48 protein-coding genes are annotated in these 26,817 nt (G+C 33.1%); 3 read left to right on the forward strand and 45 right to left on the reverse strand.

The window, feature by feature from the left end; all coding sequences use genetic code 11:
• Positions 1-7: 7 nt before the first annotated feature.
• From KBP46_RS09935 to KBP46_RS10060, 26 genes are all read right to left on the reverse strand, one after another.
• A complete protein-coding gene (locus tag KBP46_RS09935; RefSeq protein ID WP_216445255.1) occupies positions 8-409 on the reverse strand; it encodes a hypothetical protein in 402 nt (133 codons plus the stop codon).
• Positions 406-2,226 (reverse strand): hypothetical protein, encoded by a 1,821-nt coding sequence (locus KBP46_RS09940; RefSeq protein WP_216445256.1) that lies wholly within the window; start codon positions 2,224-2,226, stop codon positions 406-408. Before KBP46_RS09940 ends, KBP46_RS09935 begins: the two co-directional genes overlap by 4 nt.
• Complete coding sequence (locus KBP46_RS09945; RefSeq protein WP_216445257.1) at positions 2,223-3,128, reverse strand: hypothetical protein; 906 nt, start codon at positions 3,126-3,128, stop codon at positions 2,223-2,225. Before KBP46_RS09945 ends, KBP46_RS09940 begins: the two co-directional genes overlap by 4 nt.
• On the reverse strand, positions 3,128-3,436 hold the full coding sequence (locus tag KBP46_RS09950; protein WP_216445258.1) for a hypothetical protein: 309 nt from the start codon (positions 3,434-3,436) through the stop codon (positions 3,128-3,130). Before KBP46_RS09950 ends, KBP46_RS09945 begins: the two co-directional genes overlap by 1 nt.
• Complete coding sequence (locus KBP46_RS09955) at positions 3,433-3,900, reverse strand: hypothetical protein (protein WP_216445259.1); 468 nt, start codon at positions 3,898-3,900, stop codon at positions 3,433-3,435. The genes KBP46_RS09950 and KBP46_RS09955 overlap by 4 nt, the downstream gene beginning before the upstream one ends.
• Entirely contained in the window at positions 3,900-4,388 is a 489-nt protein-coding gene (locus KBP46_RS09960; protein ID WP_216445260.1) for a hypothetical protein, read from the reverse strand. The genes KBP46_RS09955 and KBP46_RS09960 overlap by 1 nt, the downstream gene beginning before the upstream one ends.
• Positions 4,388-4,876 (reverse strand): hypothetical protein, encoded by a 489-nt coding sequence (locus KBP46_RS09965; protein ID WP_216445261.1) that lies wholly within the window; start codon positions 4,874-4,876, stop codon positions 4,388-4,390. Before KBP46_RS09965 ends, KBP46_RS09960 begins: the two co-directional genes overlap by 1 nt.
• Positions 4,877-4,883: 7 nt before the next feature.
• Entirely contained in the window at positions 4,884-6,254 is a 1,371-nt protein-coding gene (locus KBP46_RS09970) for a phage terminase large subunit (RefSeq protein WP_216445262.1), read from the reverse strand.
• Positions 6,251-6,790, reverse strand: coding sequence for a DNA-packaging protein (locus KBP46_RS09975; RefSeq protein ID WP_216445263.1), 540 nt, complete (start codon positions 6,788-6,790; stop codon positions 6,251-6,253). The genes KBP46_RS09970 and KBP46_RS09975 overlap by 4 nt, the downstream gene beginning before the upstream one ends.
• Positions 6,771-6,980 (reverse strand): hypothetical protein, encoded by a 210-nt coding sequence (locus KBP46_RS09980; RefSeq protein ID WP_216445264.1) that lies wholly within the window; start codon positions 6,978-6,980, stop codon positions 6,771-6,773. The genes KBP46_RS09975 and KBP46_RS09980 overlap by 20 nt, the downstream gene beginning before the upstream one ends.
• A 58-nt stretch (positions 6,981-7,038) precedes the next feature.
• Complete coding sequence (locus tag KBP46_RS09985) at positions 7,039-7,191, reverse strand: hypothetical protein (protein WP_216445265.1); 153 nt, start codon at positions 7,189-7,191, stop codon at positions 7,039-7,041.
• A gap of 901 nt (positions 7,192-8,092) precedes the next feature.
• On the reverse strand, positions 8,093-8,257 hold the full coding sequence (locus KBP46_RS09990; protein WP_216445266.1) for a hypothetical protein: 165 nt from the start codon (positions 8,255-8,257) through the stop codon (positions 8,093-8,095).
• Between the two features lie 107 nt (positions 8,258-8,364).
• Entirely contained in the window at positions 8,365-8,928 is a 564-nt protein-coding gene (locus tag KBP46_RS09995) for a recombination protein NinG (RefSeq protein WP_216445267.1), read from the reverse strand.
• Between the two features lie 150 nt (positions 8,929-9,078).
• A complete protein-coding gene (locus KBP46_RS10000; RefSeq protein ID WP_216445268.1) occupies positions 9,079-9,288 on the reverse strand; it encodes a hypothetical protein in 210 nt (69 codons plus the stop codon).
• A 184-nt stretch (positions 9,289-9,472) separates the two neighbouring features.
• Positions 9,473-9,736, reverse strand: a complete 264-nt coding sequence (locus tag KBP46_RS10005) for a hypothetical protein (protein WP_216445269.1) — start codon at positions 9,734-9,736, stop codon at positions 9,473-9,475.
• 346 nt (positions 9,737-10,082) lie between these two features.
• Positions 10,083-10,544: a hypothetical protein gene (locus tag KBP46_RS10010; RefSeq protein ID WP_216445270.1), complete on the reverse strand. Its 462-nt coding sequence runs from the start codon at positions 10,542-10,544 to the stop codon at positions 10,083-10,085.
• 154 nt (positions 10,545-10,698) lie between these two features.
• A complete protein-coding gene (locus tag KBP46_RS10015; RefSeq protein WP_216445271.1) occupies positions 10,699-11,112 on the reverse strand; it encodes a hypothetical protein in 414 nt (137 codons plus the stop codon).
• Positions 11,113-11,118: 6 nt separating this feature from the next.
• Positions 11,119-11,370: a hypothetical protein gene (locus tag KBP46_RS10020; protein ID WP_216445272.1), complete on the reverse strand. Its 252-nt coding sequence runs from the start codon at positions 11,368-11,370 to the stop codon at positions 11,119-11,121.
• A 1-nt stretch (position 11,371) separates the two neighbouring features.
• Complete coding sequence (locus KBP46_RS10025) at positions 11,372-11,734, reverse strand: hypothetical protein (RefSeq protein ID WP_216445273.1); 363 nt, start codon at positions 11,732-11,734, stop codon at positions 11,372-11,374.
• Positions 11,731-11,949 (reverse strand): hypothetical protein, encoded by a 219-nt coding sequence (locus KBP46_RS10030; protein WP_216445274.1) that lies wholly within the window; start codon positions 11,947-11,949, stop codon positions 11,731-11,733. Before KBP46_RS10030 ends, KBP46_RS10025 begins: the two co-directional genes overlap by 4 nt.
• 247 nt (positions 11,950-12,196) lie before the next feature.
• Positions 12,197-12,712, reverse strand: coding sequence for a hypothetical protein (locus KBP46_RS10035; protein WP_216445275.1), 516 nt, complete (start codon positions 12,710-12,712; stop codon positions 12,197-12,199).
• A gap of 157 nt (positions 12,713-12,869) precedes the next feature.
• Positions 12,870-13,574 carry a hypothetical protein gene (locus KBP46_RS10040; protein WP_216445276.1) on the reverse strand — a complete coding sequence of 235 codons (705 nt, stop codon included), beginning with the start codon at positions 13,572-13,574 and terminating at the stop codon, positions 12,870-12,872.
• A complete protein-coding gene (locus tag KBP46_RS10045; protein ID WP_216445277.1) occupies positions 13,571-13,849 on the reverse strand; it encodes a hypothetical protein in 279 nt (92 codons plus the stop codon). The genes KBP46_RS10040 and KBP46_RS10045 overlap by 4 nt, the downstream gene beginning before the upstream one ends.
• Positions 13,850-13,851: 2 nt before the next feature.
• Positions 13,852-14,256: a hypothetical protein gene (locus tag KBP46_RS10050; RefSeq protein ID WP_216445278.1), complete on the reverse strand. Its 405-nt coding sequence runs from the start codon at positions 14,254-14,256 to the stop codon at positions 13,852-13,854.
• Positions 14,257-14,367: 111 nt separating this feature from the next.
• The gene (locus tag KBP46_RS10055) at positions 14,368-14,655 is read right to left on the reverse strand and encodes a hypothetical protein (protein ID WP_216445279.1); all 288 of its coding nucleotides are present in this window, start codon (positions 14,653-14,655) and stop codon (positions 14,368-14,370) included.
• Positions 14,656-14,658: 3 nt separating this feature from the next.
• Positions 14,659-15,510, reverse strand: coding sequence for a hypothetical protein (locus KBP46_RS10060; RefSeq protein WP_216445280.1), 852 nt, complete (start codon positions 15,508-15,510; stop codon positions 14,659-14,661).
• A gap of 422 nt (positions 15,511-15,932) precedes the next feature.
• On the opposite strand from KBP46_RS10060, the gene KBP46_RS10065 reads away from it, so the two are divergent.
• Positions 15,933-16,145 (forward strand): hypothetical protein, encoded by a 213-nt coding sequence (locus tag KBP46_RS10065; RefSeq protein WP_216445281.1) that lies wholly within the window; start codon positions 15,933-15,935, stop codon positions 16,143-16,145.
• Here KBP46_RS10065 and KBP46_RS10070 read toward each other — a convergent pair.
• The 16 genes from KBP46_RS10070 to KBP46_RS10145 form a co-directional block, all read right to left on the reverse strand.
• Complete coding sequence (locus KBP46_RS10070) at positions 16,135-16,308, reverse strand: hypothetical protein (RefSeq protein ID WP_216445282.1); 174 nt, start codon at positions 16,306-16,308, stop codon at positions 16,135-16,137. The two genes, KBP46_RS10065 and KBP46_RS10070, sit on opposite strands and share 11 nt — an antisense overlap.
• A gap of 146 nt (positions 16,309-16,454) precedes the next feature.
• Entirely contained in the window at positions 16,455-18,272 is a 1,818-nt protein-coding gene (locus KBP46_RS10075) for a toprim domain-containing protein (protein ID WP_216445283.1), read from the reverse strand.
• Complete coding sequence (locus tag KBP46_RS10080; protein WP_216445284.1) at positions 18,272-18,913, reverse strand: hypothetical protein; 642 nt, start codon at positions 18,911-18,913, stop codon at positions 18,272-18,274. Before KBP46_RS10080 ends, KBP46_RS10075 begins: the two co-directional genes overlap by 1 nt.
• Positions 18,914-18,983: 70 nt before the next feature.
• Entirely contained in the window at positions 18,984-19,703 is a 720-nt protein-coding gene (locus tag KBP46_RS10085; RefSeq protein ID WP_216445285.1) for a DNA cytosine methyltransferase, read from the reverse strand.
• Between the two features lie 2 nt (positions 19,704-19,705).
• The gene (locus KBP46_RS10090; RefSeq protein ID WP_216445286.1) at positions 19,706-20,128 is read right to left on the reverse strand and encodes a helix-turn-helix domain-containing protein; all 423 of its coding nucleotides are present in this window, start codon (positions 20,126-20,128) and stop codon (positions 19,706-19,708) included.
• A 105-nt stretch (positions 20,129-20,233) separates the two neighbouring features.
• Positions 20,234-20,509 (reverse strand): hypothetical protein, encoded by a 276-nt coding sequence (locus KBP46_RS10095; RefSeq protein ID WP_216445287.1) that lies wholly within the window; start codon positions 20,507-20,509, stop codon positions 20,234-20,236.
• An 11-nt stretch (positions 20,510-20,520) separates the two neighbouring features.
• Positions 20,521-21,357 carry a hypothetical protein gene (locus tag KBP46_RS10100; RefSeq protein ID WP_216445288.1) on the reverse strand — a complete coding sequence of 279 codons (837 nt, stop codon included), beginning with the start codon at positions 21,355-21,357 and terminating at the stop codon, positions 20,521-20,523.
• Complete coding sequence (locus KBP46_RS10105; protein ID WP_216445289.1) at positions 21,341-21,853, reverse strand: hypothetical protein; 513 nt, start codon at positions 21,851-21,853, stop codon at positions 21,341-21,343. Before KBP46_RS10105 ends, KBP46_RS10100 begins: the two co-directional genes overlap by 17 nt.
• A 1-nt stretch (position 21,854) precedes the next feature.
• Positions 21,855-22,130 carry a hypothetical protein gene (locus KBP46_RS10110; RefSeq protein ID WP_216445290.1) on the reverse strand — a complete coding sequence of 92 codons (276 nt, stop codon included), beginning with the start codon at positions 22,128-22,130 and terminating at the stop codon, positions 21,855-21,857.
• A 22-nt stretch (positions 22,131-22,152) separates the two neighbouring features.
• On the reverse strand, positions 22,153-22,503 hold the full coding sequence (locus tag KBP46_RS10115) for a hypothetical protein (RefSeq protein ID WP_216445291.1): 351 nt from the start codon (positions 22,501-22,503) through the stop codon (positions 22,153-22,155).
• A 145-nt stretch (positions 22,504-22,648) separates the two neighbouring features.
• A complete protein-coding gene (locus tag KBP46_RS10120; protein WP_216445292.1) occupies positions 22,649-22,963 on the reverse strand; it encodes a hypothetical protein in 315 nt (104 codons plus the stop codon).
• 2 nt (positions 22,964-22,965) lie between these two features.
• Complete coding sequence (locus tag KBP46_RS10125; protein ID WP_145953283.1) at positions 22,966-23,205, reverse strand: hypothetical protein; 240 nt, start codon at positions 23,203-23,205, stop codon at positions 22,966-22,968.
• Positions 23,202-23,468, reverse strand: coding sequence for a hypothetical protein (locus tag KBP46_RS10130; RefSeq protein WP_216445293.1), 267 nt, complete (start codon positions 23,466-23,468; stop codon positions 23,202-23,204). The genes KBP46_RS10125 and KBP46_RS10130 overlap by 4 nt, the downstream gene beginning before the upstream one ends.
• Before the next feature lie 79 nt (positions 23,469-23,547).
• Positions 23,548-23,946: a hypothetical protein gene (locus KBP46_RS10135; RefSeq protein WP_216445294.1), complete on the reverse strand. Its 399-nt coding sequence runs from the start codon at positions 23,944-23,946 to the stop codon at positions 23,548-23,550.
• A gap of 68 nt (positions 23,947-24,014) precedes the next feature.
• Positions 24,015-24,191 carry a hypothetical protein gene (locus tag KBP46_RS10140; protein WP_002984621.1) on the reverse strand — a complete coding sequence of 59 codons (177 nt, stop codon included), beginning with the start codon at positions 24,189-24,191 and terminating at the stop codon, positions 24,015-24,017.
• On the reverse strand, positions 24,188-24,460 hold the full coding sequence (locus tag KBP46_RS10145) for a hypothetical protein (RefSeq protein WP_216445295.1): 273 nt from the start codon (positions 24,458-24,460) through the stop codon (positions 24,188-24,190). The genes KBP46_RS10140 and KBP46_RS10145 overlap by 4 nt, the downstream gene beginning before the upstream one ends.
• Positions 24,461-24,624: 164 nt before the next feature.
• Here KBP46_RS10145 and KBP46_RS10150 point away from each other — a divergent pair, with 164 nt between their 5' ends.
• The gene (locus tag KBP46_RS10150) at positions 24,625-25,050 is read left to right on the forward strand and encodes a helix-turn-helix domain-containing protein (protein WP_216445296.1); all 426 of its coding nucleotides are present in this window, start codon (positions 24,625-24,627) and stop codon (positions 25,048-25,050) included.
• Here KBP46_RS10150 and KBP46_RS10155 read toward each other — a convergent pair.
• The 3 genes from KBP46_RS10155 to KBP46_RS10165 are packed head-to-tail and all read right to left on the reverse strand — an operon-like array spanning position 25,047 to position 26,047.
• Positions 25,047-25,304, reverse strand: coding sequence for a hypothetical protein (locus KBP46_RS10155; protein WP_216445297.1), 258 nt, complete (start codon positions 25,302-25,304; stop codon positions 25,047-25,049). The genes KBP46_RS10150 and KBP46_RS10155 overlap by 4 nt on opposite strands.
• Before the next feature lies 1 nt (position 25,305).
• Positions 25,306-25,749, reverse strand: coding sequence for a hypothetical protein (locus KBP46_RS10160; RefSeq protein WP_216445298.1), 444 nt, complete (start codon positions 25,747-25,749; stop codon positions 25,306-25,308).
• 16 nt (positions 25,750-25,765) lie between these two features.
• A complete protein-coding gene (locus tag KBP46_RS10165) occupies positions 25,766-26,047 on the reverse strand; it encodes a hypothetical protein (RefSeq protein ID WP_216445299.1) in 282 nt (93 codons plus the stop codon).
• Positions 26,048-26,267: 220 nt separating this feature from the next.
• Between KBP46_RS10165 and KBP46_RS10170 the strand changes: the two genes are divergently transcribed.
• A complete protein-coding gene (locus KBP46_RS10170) occupies positions 26,268-26,804 on the forward strand; it encodes a DUF4468 domain-containing protein (RefSeq protein ID WP_216445300.1) in 537 nt (178 codons plus the stop codon).
• The last annotated feature ends 13 nt before the right edge of the window (positions 26,805-26,817 follow it).

Raw genomic sequence — 26,817 nt, forward strand, 5'->3', positions numbered from 1 at the left:
TTATTACCTACAATAGAGTTTTTAAATATTCTATTTTTGCGACTGTTTCCTGTCTTACGTTGCTTTTCAAACTTGTTTTTAATTTACTTACCAAATGTTCTATTTGAGATTCTATCGTGACGCATCTGGCGTTTTCGCCTACTAATATTGTATCCTCATCGTCTTCCCTAATAAAAACATCGATTAAAATACCATTATGGACACTGTAAGCCCTTTCACCATTCGTCCCATCAATTACCATTACATCAAATACTTTTTTAATTTCTTCTACGTTTGGAACGGTAACATCAATATCATTTATAAACTCTAATTTACCCTGAATAAATAAAGATGTGCCACCTACAAATTTTAATCCGGGTACTTTTGCCAGGTCCTGGATTATTAATGATATATCTCTTGTATTACTCATGATCTAAAGTCTTTAATTCTTACTAATTCTGCAGTTGTTTTGGAATCATCAAATGAAATCTTATTAATAAAGCAGTATTGCTGAAGCTGATTAAAGTACAGTACTTTTGTTAAATCCAATTGCAAAAGTTTTGGGTATGGAACATTTAAAGTAACATTCCAAATAACAGATTGGTTGATAACATTTTTGAAATCTTTATAGTACTTTCCAATAATATATCCCATAGTTAGATCTCTGAATTCACCAAATTTGATTATTGAATTTGTTTGTTCTAAATCTTGTATATCTGAACCTATATCAACTGATGTGTTGACTTTGTTCATTCTAAGATAGAAATACCTCTTTGAAAGCGGCTTGTATTTTAGCTCTGTAGATCCATCCTGCGGTTCTTTTTCATACAGCTTATAAATCGACACTTTTTGAGTTAACGAACTATTTACGTAAAAATCTGAAAGCAATTCTTTTTCTACAGAATATGTTATAGATGTAAATACCGTTTTCTCTTCATCTAAATTTTTATTGTCTATAAACAGTGATCCGTCAGATTGATTATCTTCTTGATCATTATATTTATATTTAAATAGATTATTTTGGGCATATGATGAACCAAACTTATAGGTTTCTTTATCAATACTCACTAGATAATTTGACCAATCTTCGGTTGATGCATTTTTAAAACGTCTTTCGTTAGTCAAATACTCAATAGACCTATTAACGTTGTCGATATTTGGAGTCAAGCCCATGAAATTATAAACATCTTTTAGCAAATCCGAAACTTTCAGATCTTTGAATTCCTCTGTAAATGAAATATCTTCAAGCTTCCTAATTTTAAAATGCATAGACGCAGATCCATTCCAGTCTGTATTTATATCATAAAATATATCAATTACATCATTTTCATTTAATTCCATTTGTGGAGCCAAATTAATTTCTATGCCATTGATTGTGGCGTAAAAATTAAAAGTTAAGTTTCCAAGTCCTGAAGGAATAGGCTCATTTAGACCAGCTGTTCCTTCTGTTAATATATTGTAAATACCTTTTTCTAATATTTTTACGCCATTCGATCCTCCATTATTAAATGTAAATCCAAAAGAACCTTCAGCGCCTGGTGGCGAAAAAGTTATGTCTGTTTTCGTTTCATCAAAATATACGGTTGAGCCATCATCTTCAGGAGCCTTTGGGTATGAAATAAACCAGTTTATATAGTCGTCAAACGTTAGAAATTCTCCACTGAATGTATATCCGGCTTTAGTATGTATTTTTTCGAATAAATAAGACACTAATACACTAGGCACAACGTAATCAATGTTAACCACATTGCCATTAGACTTTCTGTGAGTTCTTCCATTGAAGTCGGCAAATAGATAAGTATATTTTAAGGTATCATCATTCTGTGTATTTATGACGGTTGTTAAGTTTTTATTATGGTTGATTTCAGTTAATTCAGCAGTCAGATAATCTCCAATCGTTTTGTTTTCAAATATCTTAAAGAATTCAATTATTCCAGAATAAATTGAGACACTATATTCGTCATCCGTTGACGTAATCTGAACCCATGCCTGGGTTAGAAAATCAAATCCATCTATTTTTAGTAGAGCATCTGGCTTTAAATATGGAATATTTGATGTACTGGAATGTATTCCTAAACCATCAAGCGTTCTAATGTTTTTCGGTGTTTTAGGTAATTTAAATGAATTGGTGTAAGACGCCTGACGGTCTTTTACTTCCGCAACATCATTAATCTGCAGTGTATGTTTTATATCTGTATCCTGATATAAATCAAGAGATACTCCACCTAGCCATAATTCAACTATCATAACTTAATTGTTCTATAATTAGGTAATGTAAATGTTACTTTGTTCTCATATGCCTTCTCGTAGTTATTGAAAACATAACTGTTATCGTCTAGTCTAAGCAGCAACCAGCTTGAATCATTATCATTACCGTTAATATCATACATTAAAATATGTGGACTTCTGACAAGCTCTAAAAAATTTGGCTGAAGTTTAATCTCAGTATAAGCATGAAGAGTTATTGTCTTGGTTTCCTCATATCCTATATTTTGGAAATTATCTTTTCTAAGTCTATCTGTAACCCGGTTAATCGTTTTATCAGGCTTTGTTTTGGTTGAAACTTCATATCTATCGAAATAGAAATATTCATACCCTCCAAGTGAATTCAAATACTTTAAAACTTTACCATCACAGGCTTTTCTTTCTTCCTGTGTAATCGTTTTACTATATGTAGTATCTTCAACCAGGACTCCTGAACTTATCTTTAAAGGTATGCCTAGTGCGGTCCATGAGTTACCGCCTGAAATCCAATAATCATTCACTAAGAAGTCGCCATTATTCAAGTACCATTCTTTTTGGCCTTGCTTATTTCTTCCGCCTCTAATAAAGTATTTTGTGATGGTTGAAACATCATCAGGCAATGTTGTATTTTTAAACTTAGCAGTGATATTAATCTGAAAGCTTTGCAGACTATTAACAACAATATGGTTAGGTTCAGGCATCAAAGTCCTAACCGGAAAACAGACATTGAAAAAACAATCATTATCCGGACTCGCTGAGCATTCAAAACCTTTTAATTCTTCACTCGTAGTTAAATTTTTGAATTCCAAAATAAATTTTGAAACCACTTCCGTGAAACCGTTAATCTTAACCCAAATATCATTCTGGGTGAGATAGTAATTATTTTCAAGTCCATTTATCGTCATTATTCTTTTACTTCTATAATTAGAAAACTATCAGGAACTATTGCTTTTACTTCTCCCTCATTGATGAAAATGAAGTACTTGTCTTTAAATTGTATTTCACTTGCTTCAACAATGTACTCATCATTGTGGAAATCAATCCTAATTGGATTTATACACCTAAATTTTTTAGTGATGTCTTTTGTTTTTTCCATTTCTCTATTTTTTATTTTATTAATTTGCGGTTGTGGACATGGTGGTGGATTTCTATGTCTTGGAATATTATTTCCATTTACCTGTCCATCTGGTTGATATTTTCCGTTAATTTTCATCCTCTCAATTGTCTTAATAGTTCTTCTTGAATTCGCGGAGTAGCTTTTTCACCTAATTTCAACATAATCCAGTTTACTGTTTGCTGTTCCTCCAATACTTCAAGCAAATCACTGCCTCCTTTTTGATACCAAGTTGTACCCGATTTTTCAATTTTTTTAGCAACTGCCCAAGCCATTGATTCAGCTTGCTTGTCTGATAAACCGAACTTTGCCTTTGCCCATCTTTCTAATGCAGATACTGGTGGACGTTTACCAGGCTCTCGACCTTTTGTTAAGTACTTAGTATAATCGAGTCCCATTATTATTCCTTTGCCAGGTTCTGCAGCAGGACCCACCGATTTAATCCAATCACCTGAAGCATTCATGCCAAGCTCATTGAATCTTGGGATAAGAAATCTCTCTATTACCTCTTCCATTACTGAGGTTATTTCTTCTATTGTTATGAATTCCGTTGCAACCATCATCAATAATTATATTGTCCTTTAATGAGCCAACCATCATAGTTTGAATCTTGATAGTTTATTTTCTGAGTTGCTGTAAATTCAGAAGGCTGGTATAAGCCGTTATCATCACAAAGTATTTCAAGGAAATCACAACCAAGACAATCTTTTATAGAATTTAAAATTGACCATTTAGACTCCTCTTTTTCTTCCTCTGTATTTCCTAGCTCATTATAAAACTGAATATCTAATCGGCTTGGAATTCCAATAAATCCTTCAAAACTCGTGAAGCAATATTGTTTAGTTGTGAATCCGTTTTCGTCCGGAGTATATCTAGTTCCAAACTTTATATTAAACAATCCAACATAAATACAGCATTCCGCTTCTTCAATATTTTGAAACATATTGAAAAGATCCGGACGTCCAGCTCCAACGAACTTCCAGCAATAACCACATTTACTTTCTTCATTCCACCCGGTTATCAGGGTTTCGAACTGCTTGATTATGTTCATTACTTTTTATTTTTAATTATTTCATTGTAATCTCGCTGAATTACTGATTGAATCCCATCACCCAACATTTTTACATACATTAACTCAAACTCAACTTCTCCCAAGCTTTTCCACTCACGGGGATCATTCGTTATTGAACGATAAATGGCAAACTCTCCTATTTCATTCATTCTATCCGCTCCGGCCGCCATCATATCTGGATCATTTACTGAAGGAATGTTATTGAGAAGCTCAGAACATTTTAAAATCTCTTGTTCTAGCCACTTCATGAACTTCATAGATTCATTAGCAGGCAATTGTAAAACTTCTTCAAATGTTTTGTTAATTATCAATCCTATTGCTTCAAGTACTTTACCTTCTTTGTACAAGTCAAAACATTGATAAATCTTGGTAAATGAAACCTTAAAAATATCTCCCACATTAAATGTGTCTTCTGCAGGGATTAATTCATATACTGCTTTAAAAACAGCTTCGTTCTGCAGTATCATTTCTAAACTATCGCATGCTTGACCCACCTGAATTTATTTTTATCGTTTTGCCTTTCTTGGTTATATAATATCCCCCCGCATCATTTGTATGGTCATATCCCTCTTTTTTATCTGGCTCACCATTTTTATACTTTTGCTTTTTAAGTGATTCAGAATAAACCGGACATGTAAACCTGTTGATAAAATACTTTCGTTCTCTGAATGCGGTATTTACTTCATTAACCCTATCACGTATAGCCGGATTACTAACGCCTGTTCTAATGACATATTTATACTGCCTTATGATGTCAAAATCAGACTTGCCACTTGTTTTTCTATTCTGACCGGAAGCATCCGGATAAATAACAATACTATGACCACCGTATAGCTCTTTAATTTTTTCACACATACTAAACGTATCAAATATTCCGGTAAGCTCTGCAACTGCATAATCTGAATCTCCTTCATGTACATGAATAATAGCACTCATATTTGTTACGTTAAAGTCCATTCCTATATGCAGAACATCGTTTGGTTGAACCACTCTATCAGTATGGTTTTCTATGTCATCATAGTCATTGTAAACTGAATGACCGCCTTTATCTGGAATTAAACCTAAAATTGTTGTACAGAAATAATGGAAATCATCTTCTAAAAACTTTTCATACTGCTCAATGGCAGTTTCATTTAAGTTTTCATAATTATTTATGAAAGTGTTCTGAAGCGAAAGGTGGTTTTTCCTTTTCGGAACTGCCAAATAGTATGGCTTATTATTAAGCTTGACTATCTGCTCAACTTCTTCTCTACTTTTATTAGTATGCTTTAATACTATTTCGACAAGAACATCATTTGAAACTTTCGTAAGCTTATAATCACCCCACACATGATGGTCTTTTTCTGGCGGGTTAAATGCTCTCAATATTTGAAGTACTGCACCTTTTTTTCTTAGTGATAACAATAATTTATTGAAATCCTCTTTTTCTACTTCATCGTATTCCTCAATATAAAGATCTGTTGCTCCTGCTAATGACTTTAAACTAGCCGTTTGATTACCTGATGACACTTTAAATCCTTTTGTCCCTAGAGTATTGCCATTCAATAAATTTTCAGCATAGTTTTCGCCTGATTTGTTATCTGAATAAGTAATTATTCCATTAAGGCTTATACCGTGCTGCTTTTCATATTCTTCAATTCTATCTTTTAGATCCTGCCAGCACGATGTGTAAATCGTAGCGTGTGTTTGTCTTAAAAAGAACGCCCTTGAATTTTCTTTATGAAGCAAGTTATACAAAGCTCTTTGCGACATTGCGTAAGACCTTGCTCCAGCACGACCTCCCCACAAATCAGCAATGAAGTAATCTTCAGTGTATAAAGGGTAATATTCTTTTAATACATTCATTTCTTGCTTGCGTCAACTACATTCCATTTTGGAGGCTCTTTCATTGAAACTGTCGACTCAACTACATGTTCTTGCTTATCACTCCAACCCATATTCTTAAGCCCGAATACAACACCTGCAACCTTATCACTCCATAAACCCTTTTCATAGTTATTTTCAACTTCTAACAACGCTCTTTTTATCGGGTAAGTAAAACCGTCCTTTTTAGCGTAATCATGAAGAGATTGACGACTTTCAAATCCTAAGAAAATAGCTAGTCCAGTAATTGTTGGTTCTTCTGGGTGACGAACCCATATTTTTACTGGTTCATCTTCAGTTGTAGTAACAGCGTCTTTTCCTTTTCCTGTAGTTCTGCTCGTTATCTTTCTTTCAATTATAAACTCCCCTTTAATCCACTCAAAGTATTCAAGAAGTTTTTCAGCGAGTTCTTCACCATTTGAATATATAGGAGTTCTGCCAGGAGAAAACTTATTCCCCTCCGCAAACTTTCCGTCCGGCTTTCTTCCTTCATTCTCTTCACTCTTCTTCTTTGCCATTTCTTTTATTATTAAAACATTGAGATATAAATTCAGCATGTTCAAATGCTTCTAATCTTTCTCTCGTTAAAATTTGAGGATCATCCGTCTGAATGTATGGTACAGATGCTATTTTGTATTTTTCACCTAAAGTTGTGTTGACAATATTCCAAGCTGATTTACTTTTCGAATGTTTTACTATTGTTTCCATTTAATTTATTTTCCAATTCATTCACCGCACTCCCCGTCACTCCCTCTGCCATAGAAAATTAGTTTTTGCATTCTATTTTGGTTTGAATCTCATATGCTCTTTCCAATGTTTCACCACGATATTCTAAATCAGAACTTACCCAATAATTAGAATGCCATACGGTTGACCAACCTTTTGAGATTAAATACTTCTCTTTTTCTTCTTTCTCCATACTCCCTAAATTAAAAACCCTCAACTACTGAAAATAAAATACATATTTGTGCTTGTCTGGCGCATCACTTTCTTTAACCCGGAATGTTGCCCATTCTTCAGAATCATAGATTGTCGATCTAGGTTGACTCTTCCTTTTAGCATATCCCTTGTATCTAGCTCGACTGATTGCTTCAAAATATGATCTTGCCAATACTTTAAACGAGCCTTTCCAATCAGAATTAAACCTTCCAAACAACATTGTACTTTCATCAACATCGTAGTACTTACATTGCTTTCTTAGCTTTTTAAAATGTTTTGCCTTCATAATAATTAAAAACCCCGCTACCTATTACAGCAGCGGGACACCAAATCACAAAATATTAATATGAAAAAAATAGTTCCTACTGCATTAAAAATAGAGATCAGCTTTACCGCCTTCCGAACGTGGCTGATGGCTTTCGGTTAACCTTTACTCTATTTAATCAATCTAAAAAAGAACAGACCAGATTCGACACTGGTACAAAAGAGTTTTATCAGGTATCTGGTTTCGATTTCTCTAACTTCACACAGCATTAGAGCTTTATACTTACTGTGCACCCTTGGGACTTTACTTACACATGGTGCTCCCCACGCCTCTTTTTAATCCCCTTAGCGTCTATCTTCCGCCACTGTTCTTTGGTTGCCCGTCTATCCAGGCGGTCTGTCGATACATAACTTTGCTGTTGCCCCCTGTTTCGCTCAGTAACACTTAACCGATGTTAAGGTCGTATATCTCATATACTGGCAACACGTTTTATTTTTTTCTACTTTGCCACCACATTTCAAAAATCCTACCTGCTGAAAACCCAATAATTCCAAATGCAATAAACTCAACCATATTTTTTTTATTTAGCGCATTACCTATATGCTAGCATCACGTTTTAATTTTCTCTTAGTTTAGCAATATTTTGCCCAGCCAATAAGCAGAAGGCAAGACCAGTTAAATAGTATACACCCTGTTTAACTGTTAGCAGTTCTTTATTTCCAATAAGTAGAAATAAACCACACAATAACTGAACAATCGCTAAAAATAAATTCCATTTCATAATTTCTTTTCTTAAAAAAAACACCAAGCACCCTCCTTCATCAACCAACGATCCACCCCTTCTGCGCTCATCATCTGTGCTTGGTAGTTTAACAACAATTAATCATATCACACAACCGCTTTCTTCTTCATTTCCCTAATCTTTCCGCGGTAATACTCAATCTTTTCTTTTATCTCTGGAATTGACAGCTTAAGCAAGGACTGTTTAGCCTTTACAACAAGCATATCAAATCTTTCTTGTCCTATTCGCCTTGGAAGCCTTAAAGAATATTCAGCAAGATTGCCATGCCTATGTAAATTACACTCAACACAACTTACATGAACATTATCTTCATTGAATCTAACATTAGGATGCGAACCCACCGAAAAAAAATGGCTAGCGTGCCCGTTTCCTTCAACTCTACACCCACAACTCACACACGACTTGCCCTTGTCTCTAACTCTGATAAACTCGTTAAATACTTTCTGTAAATCGTTTAAATAATCTTTGTGAGTCTTTAATTCCTCCTTCCTGATCTTCTTCTCTTTTCTCCAAGCTTTGGCGTTTTGCTTTTGAATATTTGATTTGCCTAAAGAAATTGCGCATGCCGTTCCACATACTTTCTGAGTTGACTTAAATGGCATGAACTCTTCCCTACATACTGCGCATTTCTTCGGCTTTATCTCCTTCATTTCCAACTGCTTTACAGTAAAGTTACGAAAACGAAAATTACAAAACAACACTCAATCTAACTTTTTTTATAGTTTTTACTAACAATTTTTATTGAATAATCTAACAGTTAAATTTTGAACAAAAAAAATACCCCTGTTAATTCAGGGGCTTTATTTTGGTAGGGTTACACGAGCGTTGTTTAAGCTTTGAAAAATATGTATTTTCTTCTCTTTAGCCATACGATATAAAAAATCGTTTCTTTCTTGGATGGGAAGGTTTAAAATGTGATCAAAGCTCCCCATTGTTACACCGTTGGCCCCTCCATCTTTTTTAAATTGTTCGGTAACTATTTCAATTATTTGTCTTTCTATTTCTTCCATGGAGTAAAGATACTAAAACAGATAGAAAATTAAGTATATCACGCATGCAATCCAAAACCAAGCAAGAGCGCCTATTATTCTCAATTCCGTGTCCTTATTTCTGAACAGCATACATTCGTTAATAAATTCTTTCATAGTTCTAATTTAGTTTGGTTATTTGGTTTTGTATTGTGGGTTTCCGTAATTAAAGAAGTACAATATTATCTTCACAATTAATTTTATCCTGTTGTTCTATCCAGTCAGTGCAACGTTGGTTTAATGTCAATTCCAAATTATTACTTGCTTTCGTTAAAGATGCTTTGCAGCTTTCGATTGCGTATCTGATTGCTGATTTTCTGAAGTATGCTTTTATAATTTCCATTTCATAAATACTTTCTAATAAATCATCAAAATCCTTATACCCTTTTTCTATTGCTATTTCGTCTTGAATTTGTTCTAATCTGCTCATATTAGGAATTATTAATAGGTTTTATTTTAAAGAGTCTATGAAATTGTTTCGTGCTTTGATAGCTTCACTAATAGTGCTATAACTACCCAAATATTCTTCACATTTTTTAAATTGAAATCTTACTGAATATTTGTTGTTTTTATTTAATGTCAAACCTCTTGGCAAGTAACCTTCCGTTAAGTCACTGTAATTTTCACATACGAATTTATCTCTAGCACTTACTGCATCATCAACATTATCATAATATCCAATATGGATATTTTTATTATATTTTTTGAATGAATATTTACCTGATACTTATTTTTGTATTTATAGACAGATTTTGGCAGTTTAATTTTTTGCATATCTATATAATTTCAAAGATTATACATTTTGATGGGTTGAAGGTCCTGGATTCGGATTCACGCCATGCTTTCAAAATCCCATCTGCTTTAAAAGTATCACCCATATTACGATATATCTTCTCGCGTTCTAATGATACCGGATTCTCTCCCCAATGGTAATTTTTCGATTGGATGGCAGAAATGAATGATTCTAAAGCAGATCCACAACAATAATTATCTTTAATTGAATGGTGATAACCAATATCAGGATTTTCATCTGTTCCAAAATTCATACTATGTGTAAATCCGTTCGCAATATCCTCAGTAAGATCGGAGCCTTTGCAGATGAATTTTGTTGGCTCATCATTATCCGTACAAACCCTAATACCTTGCTTATCGCATGACAACACATTTTCTAAATGATCCATATCGTCAAACTCCACAATAAGGAGTCTTTTATTTGTTTTTATCTCTAACTGTTTCATTGGTTCCGTAATTGCATTTTAGTTTTATTTATTTGTCTAATCAGTTTGTTATTTAGATCAGCATTCAATCTTAATTTGCTTTCAAGCAATATTTCCATTATCAATAACTGATTCTCTAAAATTGCATCGATATTTATATTTGCTATTGGCTGTTTCATATTATTTTTCCGTGTTTAATTACAAAATATAGCTTCCCAGGCTCAGCACCCCATTCCGGATTTCCTTCCCGGATCTCAATTCCTGCATGTTTCAATTTCAAAATTCTTTCGGAGTCGGTTTTTGAAGGATAGCCCAAAGTCATTGTGTTAATGGTAAATTCTTTAAATTTCAAATACCAATTGTCTAAGTGATATTCCAAATGCTCCGTGTAATCAGAAGAAGATTGACTTGATGAAAGAATATCCGAGCAAGCTTCTTCCCATTCACTATTTGTTAGAGTATATCCATCAGTAGAATAAAACATCAATCGTTTTAACCAATACGGCGTTATCTCTCTGTAATCTTCCGGTTTAATTCTGGCTTTCGTCATTTCAAACCATTTCTTTTTTAGTGAAAGTTGTAGGTTCATGATTCTTTAATTTTCTGAATTAGTTATTTTTATAGCTGTGAATTCTATCCATTCACCATAATATTCTCCTCCAAAATTGCAAGTATATCCATACTTAGTACATGTATTCTTTAGCAGTTCTTTATTTTCGATTCTAACAGGAAAACCATCATTAGTAACAACGGAATCTCCTTTTTCCATTCTGCCAAACAACCTGCCGTATTCAACACCTGCGGTAAAGCTTTGTGATTGATCTGGAAATTTTATAAATAGTTCCATGTTATTTTTTAATTTTAAGTTCTTCCCCGGTAAGGGTGAAAAAGAGGTTCTGCAATTCGTGAATTTTCCAATAACCAGATAATTCAACACTACCATTTCCAAATTTTTCTTTCTCAACATAATTTAGATTCCATGCATCATAAAAATAGAGCTCGAAGACGAATCTGTCATTGTCTATTTTGTAAGCAACGTTATTTGAATCAAAGCCAAACTTCAAAAGCCAGTCCTCATTCAGCTCTATCGGTTCATATGTACTTTTACCGTTCTTATTTACAATCAAATTAAAATCTGGCATTTCTATCTGAAATGGATTCCCGTTAATATTGATCCAGTTTCCTAAACGTAGTTCTTGTGGTGCTATCATGGCTTTACGTTAATTATTTCTGTTATTTCATTGTATGGTATTCTAACTATTCCTAGGTCCATTTTTGCTATTAATGAATCTCCAAGTTCACCATTATGCACAACTGTACATATTTGATTTGCTAAATTCTTGGTTCCATCTGTTTTATGTCGAATAGTTGCGATAAAAGTATCGCCTACCTTTAAATCTTTTGCTATATGTTCTTTTGTTTCCATAATTCTTGTTTTAAAGTGCTACCCTAAGATGGCACGGGGTTAAAATCCATCGAATTCAGGCATTTTATCTATTTCCTCCTGAGTGTGATACTCGACACCAAATTGAAATTCTAAAGTTTCATTATCTGGTAAATTTTCCAGAAGCTCCACCTTTAAGTATTATAGTATTCCTTCAATGTCTGTGTCAACAAATTTTGAGTTTCCCATTGACATACTGTAACATTTAATTTTTTCGTTTTCCATTGTATTATTGTTTTTGAGTTAAAGTTGCTTTGTTTATGTATTCGGATTCAGGGAGCGAAAAAATATTGAAGTGCCATTCTAAGAGCTTTTGAAATAATTTTAGTTGATTTTTTACAATCATAGGTTCTGCATTTTTCCCAACTTGCCAGATAAAGTATCCTTCTGGATGGTAAATAAAAAATCCTTTTTTCTCATTTTTAGCATTAACATAGCAGGTACCTAAGTTGCCGTTTGTCACTCCGCACTCCTGTTCTCCTGTACCTAATTTTGCAAGCTCTACAATTGGAGTAATTTTCTTCCCCTCATGCTCTATCTCCTTGGTTAAATAGGATAGATCGTAGAGAATAGGTAATCCCGAATCTGGATAAAAGTGCCTTACATGTGAATCAATGTCGAGGCCTAATACAAAATCAGGCTTCAACTGGATTTCATTTATTTTTCCTCTTCTGCCAAATGCCTCGAATTCCAAGTCATACGGCAGATAAGCTGAGTAAATTTTTAAAAGTTCATCTTTATTCATTGTTTTGTTTTTAATTATTTTTTCTCTAAAATAAATAGGGTTGTATTTCCATAATTAATTTTAACTGTATATATGACCTTCCAGCCATCGTATAACATTTTTTCTAAATCGCCAACTTTTTGAAGGTCTCCATCGTGGAGTCTAAAAATCTTTTGCATTATTTTGTCTTTATAAGTGAGTGAAGGAATTTTATTAGTTCAGGAGACCACTGATCTGCCATAGTCTCTGCGATCCCTGTAAATGTCCGGCTCCGTTCTTTCCATCTATATTCCCTTGGGGGAAGTTTCCAAATTCTTTGCTCACGTCCATCTACTATATTGGAAGGTTCTAGTTCCGGCAATCCAATAAGCCATAAACAAGTTGCTTTAGTTTCACCATGTCCATGCTGCCACGGTTGAATAACTTGCGTGTATTTTCCAATTCCATCAACCCATTCTCCATTTAAAACAGAATGAAACCCATCTCTAGCATATTTGTGAGGAATAGGATTTTCCAGATAACCGATTTTTATTTTCGACTTCAAAAGATTGAAAAATTTAACCGACACTTCTAGTTTCACCCATCTATCATGGTTTTTGCTTCCGTCTTTATTCCATAGCCACCGAACGCCAGAATTTGTCATATAAGTACATTCTGGATGTGACCCTATAAAACCAGTGTGATAATCAATAATATTTAAAATATCACCCTGATAGCGGCTCCCTGGTTGCTCAGTTGGAAGGAAATCGCATGATATGAAATTAAACCCTTTTTTATTGAATGCTTCTCTTACTATTCCAGAGTATTCACATGCAATAATTCCATCAAAACCTGATTTTACTTTCTCCCGGATCTCCCGGGTTAGTTCTTCTAGCTCTTTCATGAGATCTTGTTTTCTGGGTTAAGTATCGATCTTTCGTGTTTGTCAGTTCTGCATTCACTGCCTTTATTTTTACATCGATCCCAATTCATATTCTTCGCTATTCTCTTCTGCTGTTCAGCCTGTACGAGATCACAGGCATCGAAAATGTGATCTTTTAATTCAGATACAGTCATTTGCCCATCACATACGGCTTTTTGCAATAAATGCCTCCAGCTTCCAAATCCTTTTAATCTTGCATACTGATCAAAGATCTCTTGTTTCTCTTGGTGACTCATGGCTAGTTTTCTTTAAGTTTAATCCAACCAAAACTCATAAGATCTTCAACAGATAATCCCATCCATTCAGTGGCAAATCCGTTACTTCTTAACCAATCCAGACAATAACCATCTGAGATTTCAATAGCTCCGGAAGCGCCTTGATCAACATAAATAAAATCGAATTCAATTTGACCATCATCCAGCTTTACATTATGGGCTGTTGGTTCGTAAAACTTTACAATAATTACTAGTTCTTCATCTGTAATTGATGAAAGAGGGTTTAGTTCTAAATACTCTTCTTCCAAAGGATTGTTTAAAGTCCAAGTAGCAACAGGGACAACTTCAGGACTCATTGACGTTCTTAAAACTCGTTGTTTGAAATACTGAGCGAAGAACTTTGCTTTATTTTCTAATGTGTTTTCCATTGTTAATTTTTTAAATTTCACATAAGACGGGTGCGTTCGCTGTTTTTTACGAACTGTTTTTGCACTGAAAATTGTCTTTGATTTTTCCCGGGAGAACGGTCCAGGTTCCGTTTATTTTAGTTTGGTTATTAATTCTTCAGCTCTATCATTTAGCCAATCTGGTATTGTATGACCGCAGGTGTGACAACCTACAAGTTGTAATAACACCTCCTTCATCTCATCCTCATAGTCTGGCTTTTCTTCCAGCCAGTAGTCAATTTTCATGGGATTAAAAACTTCATTTTCAAATTCTTTCATGACTGGATTGTAAAACAGACGTCCAATATTTGTTTCATAATATTTAGATTCTTCCGGATGTCGCTCCGATACGGATACTTTAATGTATTTTGTATTTTTCATTAATTAAGATTTTAGCAATTCTACTTGTTTTTTATAGTCCTGAAGATCTTCGATTAAAATTTGCAACATCTCATCCATTACAGTTTTTGATTTTGCTTTTTTAATTGCTTTTAAATGAGACATAATTAAAAGCCTTTTGTCATCTTGTATTTTTTCAGGAAAAAGTCTTGATTTTACGATTTTCCTAATCCTTTCTCTTAATTCTTTTTCGAATTGAATTGCACTTTCAAGTTTAGCAAACAATTTGTCTACTCTTTTTTCCGAGAATTCACTTTTTGTAAATGCGTAACTCCCATTTATTTGAGCAAACTCAATATAATTTCGATCTAAATTGCTAAATTTACCATGACTTGAATATCTATCTTTCAATATATTATATTCATCTACAGCTATTTTATTTTCATTTAAAATATAAACATTTGGATTTTTTGAGTTGAATCTGTCCGTAATTCCGCAGTGGATAAATTTTGAATTTGTGTCTTCAATAAATCCATAAATATCTATTTCAACTGTTTCAAAATCTATTTCTTTGTAAACAGGTTCAAAACCTTCAATTTCTTTTCTGTTTGCAATTGCTCTCAATGTTTCTTCTTCTGAACTATCTGAATCAAAATAAGTTGGTTTTGATTTATATTCTTCTAAACTTAAAAAACTGTCATCTTTTTTATAGCCTATGACTTCTTTTTGCCTTGGAAGGATCTCAATAGAATCAGTCTTTTTTAATATGATTTCATTTTTTTTAGCCTTATTATCGATCACATTTTTATTAATGTAAAAATCATGATAATCACTAAGTTCAAATGCTTTAATTAAAAATGCTTCTTTTCCAATTATTTCTAATGCTTTTATTTTCATAATATTTTTGATTTTAATTTTTCGAAATTTTTAAACCCGGGCGACATGATGGATCAAAACGCCACCCGGTAAAACTAACCATGAAAGCCTTTTTGAAACTTGCTTAGGTTTTTTAATATTAAATGAAATTATTTTCCATTCGTGGAGTATTGTAGCTCCTGAATAATATACTGTGTAGTTTCAATCACTTGATAATGATAATCTTCTTTTCCAAAACAAATCATAGTGTACTTATTCTCTATTGACATGAAATCAGTTACTAAATTGAAGTTTACAAAGATTGTTCGTCCGTCTAAAAGGGTTAATTTTAATATGTTCATGACGTTGTAATTTTAATTGTTTTCGTTTTTGCTTTTTCAAATGTACAATTATTTTTGTACAGTACAAATATTTTTGTACATTATTTTTTATATCTTTGCTGTATGACAGTTGAAGATTATTTAAAAAATCATTGTAAGGTTGACCTTTCGTACATCGCTAGTAGAATGTGGCCTACGAATAAGAACGCTGCTGCATATTTAAGCAGAAAGTTAAATAATGCTGATGGAAGATCTTTTTCTAAGAAAGATGCTGTTAAGGCTTTGGAGGTATTAAAAGAACTTTCAATCGAACTTAATACTTTGACTATTGAGTAAGTCTTTCTTCTTTCTTTATCTCCTTATACATTTCACCAACAGTCTTAACAGGCTTCTTTGGCTTTTGGGATTCAACAAAGTCATTAATCCATTCTGTTTTTGACTTTGCTAAATTTTCTATTCGTTGCTGGTAGTTCTTTTTAAATTCTTCTATATTTTCCATTATTACCCCCTTTTACTTCGTTTATAACTTGGTTTATAACTTCGCATTTAAAATAATCTTCCTTTTCTTCATGATACTTTAGAAGGACAATTAGAGATACTCCATATGCATGCAATCTGGCATAAAAGGAGTAAAATTTTTCAAAATCAGAACGGTAAATCTGTGTATTCATCTCCAAAAGCTTGGTTTATAGTTGCTGTAGGAACTTTAAATTCCGAATATTTATATTCATTCTTGGTTATCCAGTTCAAATTATCAAATTGTACTGCTCCATTTCTATTTTCACTTTCATACCTACCATTATTCATATTGTATCTAAACTCCCAAATACCAGTGTTTCCCATTGTTTGATTTAACTTTGCTTTGCTGATCGCAACCTGACCATGTGATAGGAATTCTAAAGTCTCATCCTTCTGTTCTCTTCGTACGGATATACCGTAAGAAGTCATATTAAAAAAGTCGGCAGAACCTGAAATATCATACATCGAAGCAATGGGGAATTTTCCGTCTTTGGTTTTTTGAAGCTTTGTTGGATGTGCAATTAAAAATAAAAGCGCGTCATTCCTTTTTACAAAAGAGATAATCTTTTTCAATACTTTCTTGATGTATAAAAGCTTATCCTGGGTATAATCTTGATCAGTCTCGATCCGGTTAAATGGGTCAATAACAAAAAGCTTCACTCCTTTAGCCTTAACCAGGTATTCAAATCTAGAGAGTATTTCATCCAAATTCATATCATCAACCGGAGCTACCCAATAATAATTTTCATTTAAATAGTCCTGAACCGAATATCTTTCAGCATCCGAAGGGCAATACTTTTTTTCAAATTTAAACCCTGCAAATTTGGAAAATACTTTACTGAAGTGAACCGACAAAGGCGCTGATTCAGGCGAATAATAGCCAACTTTCCAATTATGTAAGAAATTCAATTTGGCACAAACAAAATCAATAAATTCAGATTTTCCTGAAGTTGGCGAACCGGTTACAGTAGCATAGTGCCCAGTCAACCATCTAATTTTTTCATCCAGATCATCAATACCTAGTGTTTTTCCTTGTGGCAAACCATTCTCAAAATATGAATCCAATTCATTTTCAAAGTCAGACACTTCATAAACATCCGAAACACGAACCAGTTTGGCTGTTTTAATTGCATTTAATAGACTTTCTCTGCCCTCGTGAACCAATATCTCGTTTGAATCCTTAAACTGTCTAAATGAGGCTATTTTACATTTTTCAATACCAAGCCTTCTTGTTAGATCGTTTTTTAACTCAATTCCTTTAAGATCGTTATCAGTTGCAATTATGAAAGTTTTCACTTGATTTAGCATATCAAAGCTACTATCAAAATATTCCATCTTTCCTGTACTAGCGCCGTTTGGGACGGAAACTACATATTCATGACCAGATTGAATGACTGATAAACAATCAAACTCTCCCTCTACAATAACTAATTCCCCTTCATTATCAATGCACTTTTTGATACAATCGTAGTTATACCATACCAGCTCTGCGCCAGACGAAAGCTTAAAATTCTTGCTCCCGTCCCTGAATTTGATATTCACAAGTTCCCCTTCTTTGAAGTACGGGAAAATTATGCAGTTAGAATTCTTCTCGACCTGTGGCATGTATTCTGATTTTTCCCCGATCTTCATTTCCAACAGAGTCATCTGTGAAATACCTCTGCTTTCAAAATATTTAACCACGTTCTCAGAAAGTTTTGTATAATTCTGCCATTCAATTTGCGGTTTAACATACTGCTTATCCTCATGGGGCTGATGCTTAACAAATCGAGTGTCGCAATGGTTGCAGTAACCAACCTCTTTTTCCGTGTTGTACGAAAAACACTTAACATTCTTTTTGCGCCTATTACGCGAGCATTCAGGACAAGGCATTTGATTCTCTCCATTCCTATCTGCTGTTATATCGTAAATCTGTCTTGTTGATAAAGAAATTATAGTTTCCATTAGAACATTGATAATTTTGGTTTAGAACTATCTGCAGTTTTCTCTCGATTTTTCTTAAGCCATTTTAAGGCTGTCAAATACAAGGATGAATATTTTTTATTAGCCTTGTAATTTTCTATATCGTCTAGAATTGAGTTAATTTCGTCTTCCTGATAATCTGATGACTTTAATTTCTCAAACTCTTCAAAAGAAATAGATAGATGGGCGAATGCCCTATATATTCCTTTCTCTTCTGTTTCTTTTCTTGTTTCTGTTTCGTTTCGTTTCAGGGAAGCAATTGATTCGCTATTGCTTATCATATGCGTAGCATCTGCTATGCATTCGTCAGGTGCTGGATATTTAGTTGTTTTTTGCCTCAATGTTTGTTTGAAATTTTCAATCTGTAAATAGCATTTCGATGCGACTGTATAGATAGTAATCAATCCGGCTTTCTCACACGCAGTGAGACAACGGGCAATGTCAGTATCTCTTATATCGGATTTTAGCGGAAACAGTTGTGATTTCAATAATCTTTTATCAGCAGAAAACCTTCCAAAATCATCTACCTTCATGATAAGCCTAACGAAGAATCTTTCAGCGTGAACATCTAATTCGTCCACAATGAAACTGTCGGTCCAGTCTCGTAATATTCTATTAGGCATATCTTCATTTTAATTCTTTGTAATTTTCAATCGGTACCCATGCTAAAACATCACTAATGCATGGTAGTTTTTAATCTTCAAGTATCATGTACTCGTTGTCAAACAGGCTGTTTATTTTAAATACAGGAGCTTTTTCCAATACGCATTCAAAAATTGTTTTGCCTGCTTCGTAATCTACAAGGTTTCGGGCTATTTTTTCTATTCTTATACCTGGTTTATTTCCTGATTGTGTAAATCTGCTACAATTCAAAAGTATCTTAAAATCAAACTCATGAAATTTTGAAAGATTGTCCAGTTTTGTATGAATAAAATTTTCTACACGCCTGTCGTTTAAACTATCTGGAAGTTTGAAATTGCACCAGTACAGATGCCTACCTCTTTTTTGCGCTTCAATCAGTGGTTCGTAATATGGAATTACATTTTCAACACAATACTTTCCTTTGAAAAAATGAGACAAAAACAAAATCTCTTCGTAAAGCATCATTGATGGATATTCCGGTTTGTGATTACCATTATTTGTTTGGCTTTTCTTCATCTTAGAATGAGTTGGACACGGTGGTGAACTCCATATAAAATCAAACTCTTTGTAATGATCAAGTAAATACTGGTGAGCGTCTGCAACAACTACAATATCATTTGGGAATCTTTCCTGATACAATCTTGCAAGTTCCGGATCTAATTCAACTGCTGTTACTTGAATTTCAATTCCAGATTCTCTAGCTACTTCATCCCACTTATACCTATTCCCACCTAAGCAGGCGTATAGATTAAGTATTTTGTACACATCCATAGTTACAATTTATCAATAACTCTTTGTATTCTAAATCTTTCAACTTCTTCTGGCTTGAAAAAGAACCTGCCTCCTATTTTTTCAGCATCTATTTTTCCAGATTTTCTGATGGAACTTAGATTGCTTGGTTGAATGTCCAGAATTTTAGCTGCTTTTGCAGTAGATATTAAATCATCTTCTGGTTTTGATACTTTTGGCACTCTTTCTTTTTCCAGCTCAATTGTGTACTGGCATTCGCCGGGTCTTGCAAATCTGGCTTTACGATTTAGCGTTTTAGCGTAGATTAAAGTTGCTGTTGCGTCTATTTTACCTAAGGCAATTGAAACTCTACTGTTTGGGATTTTGTCACCTGGTAAATAACCTAATTCTTTACATAGGCTTGATTTAATTGCCTCAATTTCGGGGTTTGTTTTTGGGTTTTTCATTGGTTTTCTTTTTGTCGGTTTCTAATCTGATAAGTCTCTTTTCATTCCATTTGAATAGGCCATTTGAATCACGGCCTGACCAGTATCCGTCTTTTTCTTTCATAGCTAGAATGGTAGATCATTATCATCCGAACCCGGAACCAAGTTTTTGACATTGTTTTCAAACTCAAACTCTTTCCCGGACCCCATGTAAACTTTTTCTTCTTTAGCCTCTCTTTCTTCTTTAGTCTGCTGGATATATACAGTATGAGTATTTCCGTACTGATCTGTTTCTTTTCTTTCGGCTACGATAATGTTTAGATATTTACCTTTTTCGCCTACTACGATTTTTGTTTTGTCGATTTTGTCTAATTCAAGACGTACATTGATTATTTTGCTCATTTTTATTGTTTTTAAATTAATTGTAAGTGTGTTGCTAGTGTTGTGTTTAATGAGTTCAGATATTCTCTTGCAATTAATACCATATTCTTTGCTTGTTCTATGGCTTTTTCATCGCGGTAAATAATAAATTCCTTAATTCTAGCCTCTTTTGGAATGTCGTCATAAGTCATATTCTTGGTAATTTCTTGGTCCAGATCTTCAGGTAGTCCATCAATGTAACCAAGCTTCCAGCCAACTCTTCTTTTCTCGTCAAGTATTAGGTCTATCGGAGTATCTACTAATCCGTAAACCAACTTCACTTTTTTTACTTTAGGCCTAAGATCCATATACCCTTGTCCTTGCCAATAGTAATCTTCATTAGGTATATCCTCTTCAAGAATTGGAAACGTTTCGTAATCCCATGAACTCTTGAACTCCAAAACTTCATCATCCTCTTCAACATCCATTTCACCAGAAAAGAACTCATTCTCATATCTTACTTCATTTTTAATCAGGAATGTTCCGTTAACTTCATTGTACTGATTAATATTTTCATCTTCTACAGCAATACCTTTTGACAGATACTTATTCTGAACTTCTTTTTTCCGATTGAAAACCTCTTGCTTAAATATTGACTTTAAGTATGACTTCGCTCCTTCAGATAAAATTGGTTTCGCGTTTTTTTTCTTGAGCAAATCACCTAATGTTATTATCTGCTTTTCTGTAATGGTTCCATTTTTTTGTTTTTCAAGTAACCCGAACAAAGTCTCTTTTTGCGATTCAGTCAAAGGCTTAGGAAGCCCTTTCATTAATTTACCAAGTGAATGTGGACGAAATTTGTAATTTGAAAAATCACGCACTCTTAACATTTTCTAATTCTTTTTTACGTTCAGTTACTAATACTTTGTATCTCTGTTGTTGCTCTTTTGACATCTTACCGAATAACTTACCAAGCTCTGAAACCTCCTTACATGCGTTTATTTCGTTTGTAAGATCAGCATCTATGATTGGTTGCTTTTTTACAATTCTAACGCCTCCAACTACGTCACCTTTCATTTTTACGGTGGAGTCAATAAATAATTCGATTAATAATCCTTTCCAATCCTCAACGAATGAAGATCCGGAGAATCCCTTCAATACCGCAGCGTTCGTTGCATTTAATACTAGAGGCTTAATGTTTTCTTCAAAATATGCGATATTGAAGTTTCCTTTTTTCCCCGCTACACTTACTCCCAACTCCTGTTTAACTTCCCGTATTTTGAAAACAAGCCTTCTACCCTCTTCTAGATAGTCTTCCAAATCAGCCACTCCCAAGTGATCAGACTTGTAAACTTTTCTAAAATGTGTTTTAGATTGTTTTTCCATTTTAATTAATTGTTTTTGAATAGACCGCGTAAGACTTACTGCCGATCTTTTTTATTGATGTTTGATAAATTTTTTGTTTTGCTTTTAGCTCTGAGAATCGTCCGGAAATTTTGTGTATCTCCACTCCTAGTTTATTTGCGATCTCTATTGTTGATTTAATCCCGTCTACTTCATTTAAAACCCTATCCTGCATTTTAGGAATTGTCACCTTTACTTGTTGAAAAGCCAGTTTTGAATTAGCGTTGTTCCGCCCCCGGCTGTAGTCTTGAATATCCATATCTTCATTTTTGCTTTGGTTATTATTTGATTATGAATCCATCTCCGAAAAAATATTTTGCTTTAGCTTCTGTTCTTTGAACCCATGATCTCTTAGATCTTCCGCTTAGTCCATTATCCATGTGACGATAAAAAGGCATATTGTCTAAACTTTCAGCATACAAAACACCATTATCATCTAATTTTAAAACTCCTTTTGCTATCTTACTTGTTAAATAAATTTGCTTTCCAATTAGATTATTACAAGTAAAGCTTAATGATATTTCGTCTCCGATTTTCAGATTGTTGAGATTTAAAAATTGATCCCTGTACTTCAACAAATATTCTTTTTGGAGACTTTTTTTGTCAGGAAACAGCAACTCTGATTTTTCCATGATTATTGATTTGATTGTTTAAACTCTTTGATGAACTCGTTTAAGGCTGATATTTCAAGGTCTGAAAGTTTATCATGCCCTAGTCTCTTGTGATTCACATACCAGATGCCGGAATGATTTTCTATTTTAATTATTGCTGAATGTGTCATGATTGTAAATGATTTAGTTTCCATTGTTCGATGTCATTTAAATATTCATCACATTCACTTACGGCAGCATTTAAAGCCTCTTCATATGAATTGTATCTATTATCGTTCACATATTCATCCAAAGTGTATACTCTATGATTGTTGGATTTTTGTATCAGTTCTGAAGTTTCATTAGCAAGGTCTTTAATTTTGTAAGAGAAATATTTTTCTATTCTTTCTTGATGACCCCATGCGTAATACATATCTTTTTTGTAGTGAAGTTCTATTTCAATGAACAAATCTTGTTCTAAGTATTTTTGAATGGTTTCCATGATTATGATAAAGTGTTTTGAATGGTTTCTAAAAACTGTGAGAACTGAGACTCACTTTCTATCTTAATGTCCTTTTCCCTACCTGTACCGATACATATCGAAGCAGAATTATTGTATACATATACTATTACTGATGGTTCTGAACTTGCTATCTGTAATTCGTAATAAACTTCATCAGATACTTTTTTCGTAAAGTCCTTATCAATAAGAAATTCAGGACTTAGTATTTCTGTTAGGTTCATATCTCTGTGGCTTCTTTAATTAACTGATCAATTTCTTTTTCAAAATCAGGCTGTATATTATACCTACGTCTAATTGTGATCAAAGCTTCAAGCATTTCAGGGGCTTTGGAGATTAATAAGGCATTATATTTCCAGTTTTCCATTGATTCTTCATATTCTTCAGGCTTCAAGCAAACTATATCGCCTATTACTTCTTTTAATTCTGTAATTACATCTTCATTTTCATCAATTATCCATTGTCCTTTTGTTCCTTTAAATTCCATGATTATTGTTTTTTAAGTAAGTATTCTATTATATATATGACTTGCTGTAGAAACCAGCATTTGATAAGAAATAAAGCTTTCATGAGGCAAGTTTTAAAAAGTTAGACTTGTTTTCCGTGAATTTTATTTCTGAGTTCCGGAACAAATTACAATTGTGCATTCCATCAATCACTCTGCTTTTCCAATAACCCACATGATGCATTTGCCCTCCTTTTGATCCTTTGCGATAAGATTTAAAAGCTTTCGCAATAACTATTTTCATTTTTCTGAATGCCGGAGAAGTTTTTAGTATCGCGCCTTTTCTTTGTCCGTCAATTACAATGAAATACTTACCTTTTGACACTTGAATGAAAACTCCTTTTTCCAAGAGAATATGCCCGCGGATAAATTCTCTGTTTACATTCCAATCAGTAACTTTTGATAAATGTGTCCTGATGATCTTTTTTCCTAAAATTGTTTTTCCTAAATTTGCCGACATGATGTAGTGATTTTTTAATTACTATTTCGTTTTTGCCGAGTCGTTCTGTTACAGCAGTGCGACTCATTTTATATTTTACCTTTAGCGAATTGTGCGTCTAAATAATCCGAATAAAACTTCCCAAGTTCCTTTTTTGATTTTTTCTTCTCAGACACTCCCTCAAGTGTTCTTTTGCATAATTTTACTCTTTCTGCCTCAGGAAGCCTATTCAGATATTCTTTTGCTATGATGTAGTCAGTGTTCATGATTGAAGAATTAAACTAAGTTCCTTTTTACATCTTAAAGCCTCCTTTCTTTTTGCTTCCGCATTTTCCAAAGCTTTCTTTGCTAAACTGATGATTCCTTTTTCATTTCCTTCAGAAACATTGTTTGCTCTCCTTTTTACGTAGTTCAGAGTAGAAATACTTACACCAGTCTCAGTGCTTACATTTGCTACATCTTCTTTAGTTGTGAAGTCTCTCAAATAATTGGAAAGCCTTAAACTAATAGGTTGACCGTATTTCAATTTTTCCATACTTTATTTATTTTAATTAAAAAATAGTTTTATCACTGTTTTTTCAGATTCAACAAAAAGACTAACTTTGCGTTGTTGTTTTGTTAAGACAAATATCGAAACTTTTTTCGAATAATAAAAATTATTTCGAAATATTTTTCGTTTAAAACTGTAACGTACTGATTATGAGCGATATTAATTTTCGAATTAAAATATTAAGAGATCACTTTGCTAAAGGAAATAATAGTGATTTTGCTTCAATGATTGACTCAAATGAAGCGAATATTAGAAATTACATAAAGGAAACAGAGCCTCGAGCAAACATTCTCGTAAATATTTGCGAAAAACTCGAAGTAAGTGCCGAATGGCTTTTATTAGGTAAGGGTGATATGCTTATTTCAAAAAATTCTATCGAGAATGAAGAAAGTATTGAGTTCGGCTTAAAATCAAATTTTGAATTATCTCCAGAAATTTTGAAATTTCTAGAAGATTATAAGAGTGCATTTAATGCAATTCAGACAATTCAAGATAGAAAAATAGAAATATTAAGCAAAAATGTTAGATCTTTAAATATGGAATTAAATGCTCTTAAAACTGCAAAAGATAATTAATTAGCAGCTATTTTGTAATTGTTAATCGTGCTAAAAGCATTCTTTTTTTGTATTAATACATATCCAATCTTGGATGTAAACAGCTGAAGATCTTTAAATGATAAATCATTAGCTATCATTATCTCTCTTCTAACATCATCTGATTTAGATAGATACTCATCTTCACATATATCTCCTGACTGGTAATCATCCCATAATTTATCGCTAATAGAAATTAAAATCATTAGCTTTTCAGAATTATCTAAAATGCTCATGTTATTTTCTATTTTTAATTATTTCTGAGTAACGATCTAATGTCTTATTTAAATACTCGTTTTTTGTTTCTATATCTTTATAATACTTACTTATGATGTAGAACAAAAATGTTGCAACCGCACATATTACAAACAAAAGTATTTGGGTAAGGATATAAGATTTCTTTTTTTCAATGAAAATGAAATTTACCGTAAGAAAAAGCTGTATGTATACGGAAATGAATACAGCAAAATAACTATTTTTATGCGCTCCAAGCCTCGCGCCTATTGCTATAAAAAGATAGCTAAAAGGAACTGACAGGAAAAATATTGCACTATCCAAGTCAAGTTTTTTAACTCCTGGAGCATCTATCAAAAGAATTGATTCTGTTTTAAATAAACTATTAAGAATATTATTCAGGAATGGCATAATAGAAGACAACAGGACTAATGCTGTTGCCTTCACTTGTATATGAATAGTCCTACCAGGGTTTGTCTGGTTTGGTTGGATCGATTGTTTCATCCGGATCTTCTGGTGGTATACCCAAGCCCATATCGTTACTGCTTCTAATTCTAATAGTATCACTAGTTAGAGTCGATTCGCCTTCACGACTTTGTGCGCTTGGTTGGTTTAACTTTAAGTTCTGGTTACTAGCTTTGACCTTTTCAATTGCATCCTTTCTTACCTCTTCGTCTCGGTCGTTTGAACATGAGTAAAGTAAAACTGCAGCTGCAGCAGTCAAAATAATTAGTTTTGTCTTCATAGATAACTGTTTTTTAATTCATTGCAAAAATAACAATTCTAAAACGACAACTACTACACTATATCACTTTTTCATGAAATGCTAATATAATATTTTATTTAACACACCAAACATAGTGTTATAAATATTTTCAAATATTATAAATTTTCTTGATAATACATTACGGGTTTCCGTAAAACGTGAATATTTTTTAATTTTTATATTTGCGAAAAAAATAATCATGAAGAATTTATTTACAATTCTATTTACGTTAGTGAACTTGTTTTTATTTAGTCAAGAAAAACTAAGCTATTCAAAGGTTATAAAGGTAGATTCTACTATTTCTAAGGATGTTTTATTTAATAGGGTTAGCAATAAACTTTCAACTTTATTTGGTTCTAATTTCAAATATGAAAGAGATGTAATTTTATCTGATAAATCACAAGGGATAATTAAAATAAAATTCACCAAGCCATATCATAAAGGCGAATCTTTTAGTAATGTTGCCGGAGATATTGACTTTAATATGACATTTTTATTTAAAGATGGAAAATCTAAAGTTGATTTAACAGACTTTAAGCACTATGGAAATACAAGTCTTGGAACAATACTAGATACAGATTCCTATCCATACAATGACAAAAAGATGTTTAAGAAAACAATGGATAAAAATTGGATAAAATTAAGAGAGTTTCTAGATGAATACAAAAATACTTTATTCGATATTTCTTCAAATCTATTAACAAAACCGGACGAAACAGAAAATAACAACTGGTAAAAACAAAGTCAAT

The sequence above is a fragment of the Chryseobacterium sp. PCH239 genome (assembly GCF_018924625.1).
Lineage (GTDB): Bacteria > Bacteroidota > Bacteroidia > Flavobacteriales > Weeksellaceae > Chryseobacterium > Chryseobacterium cucumeris.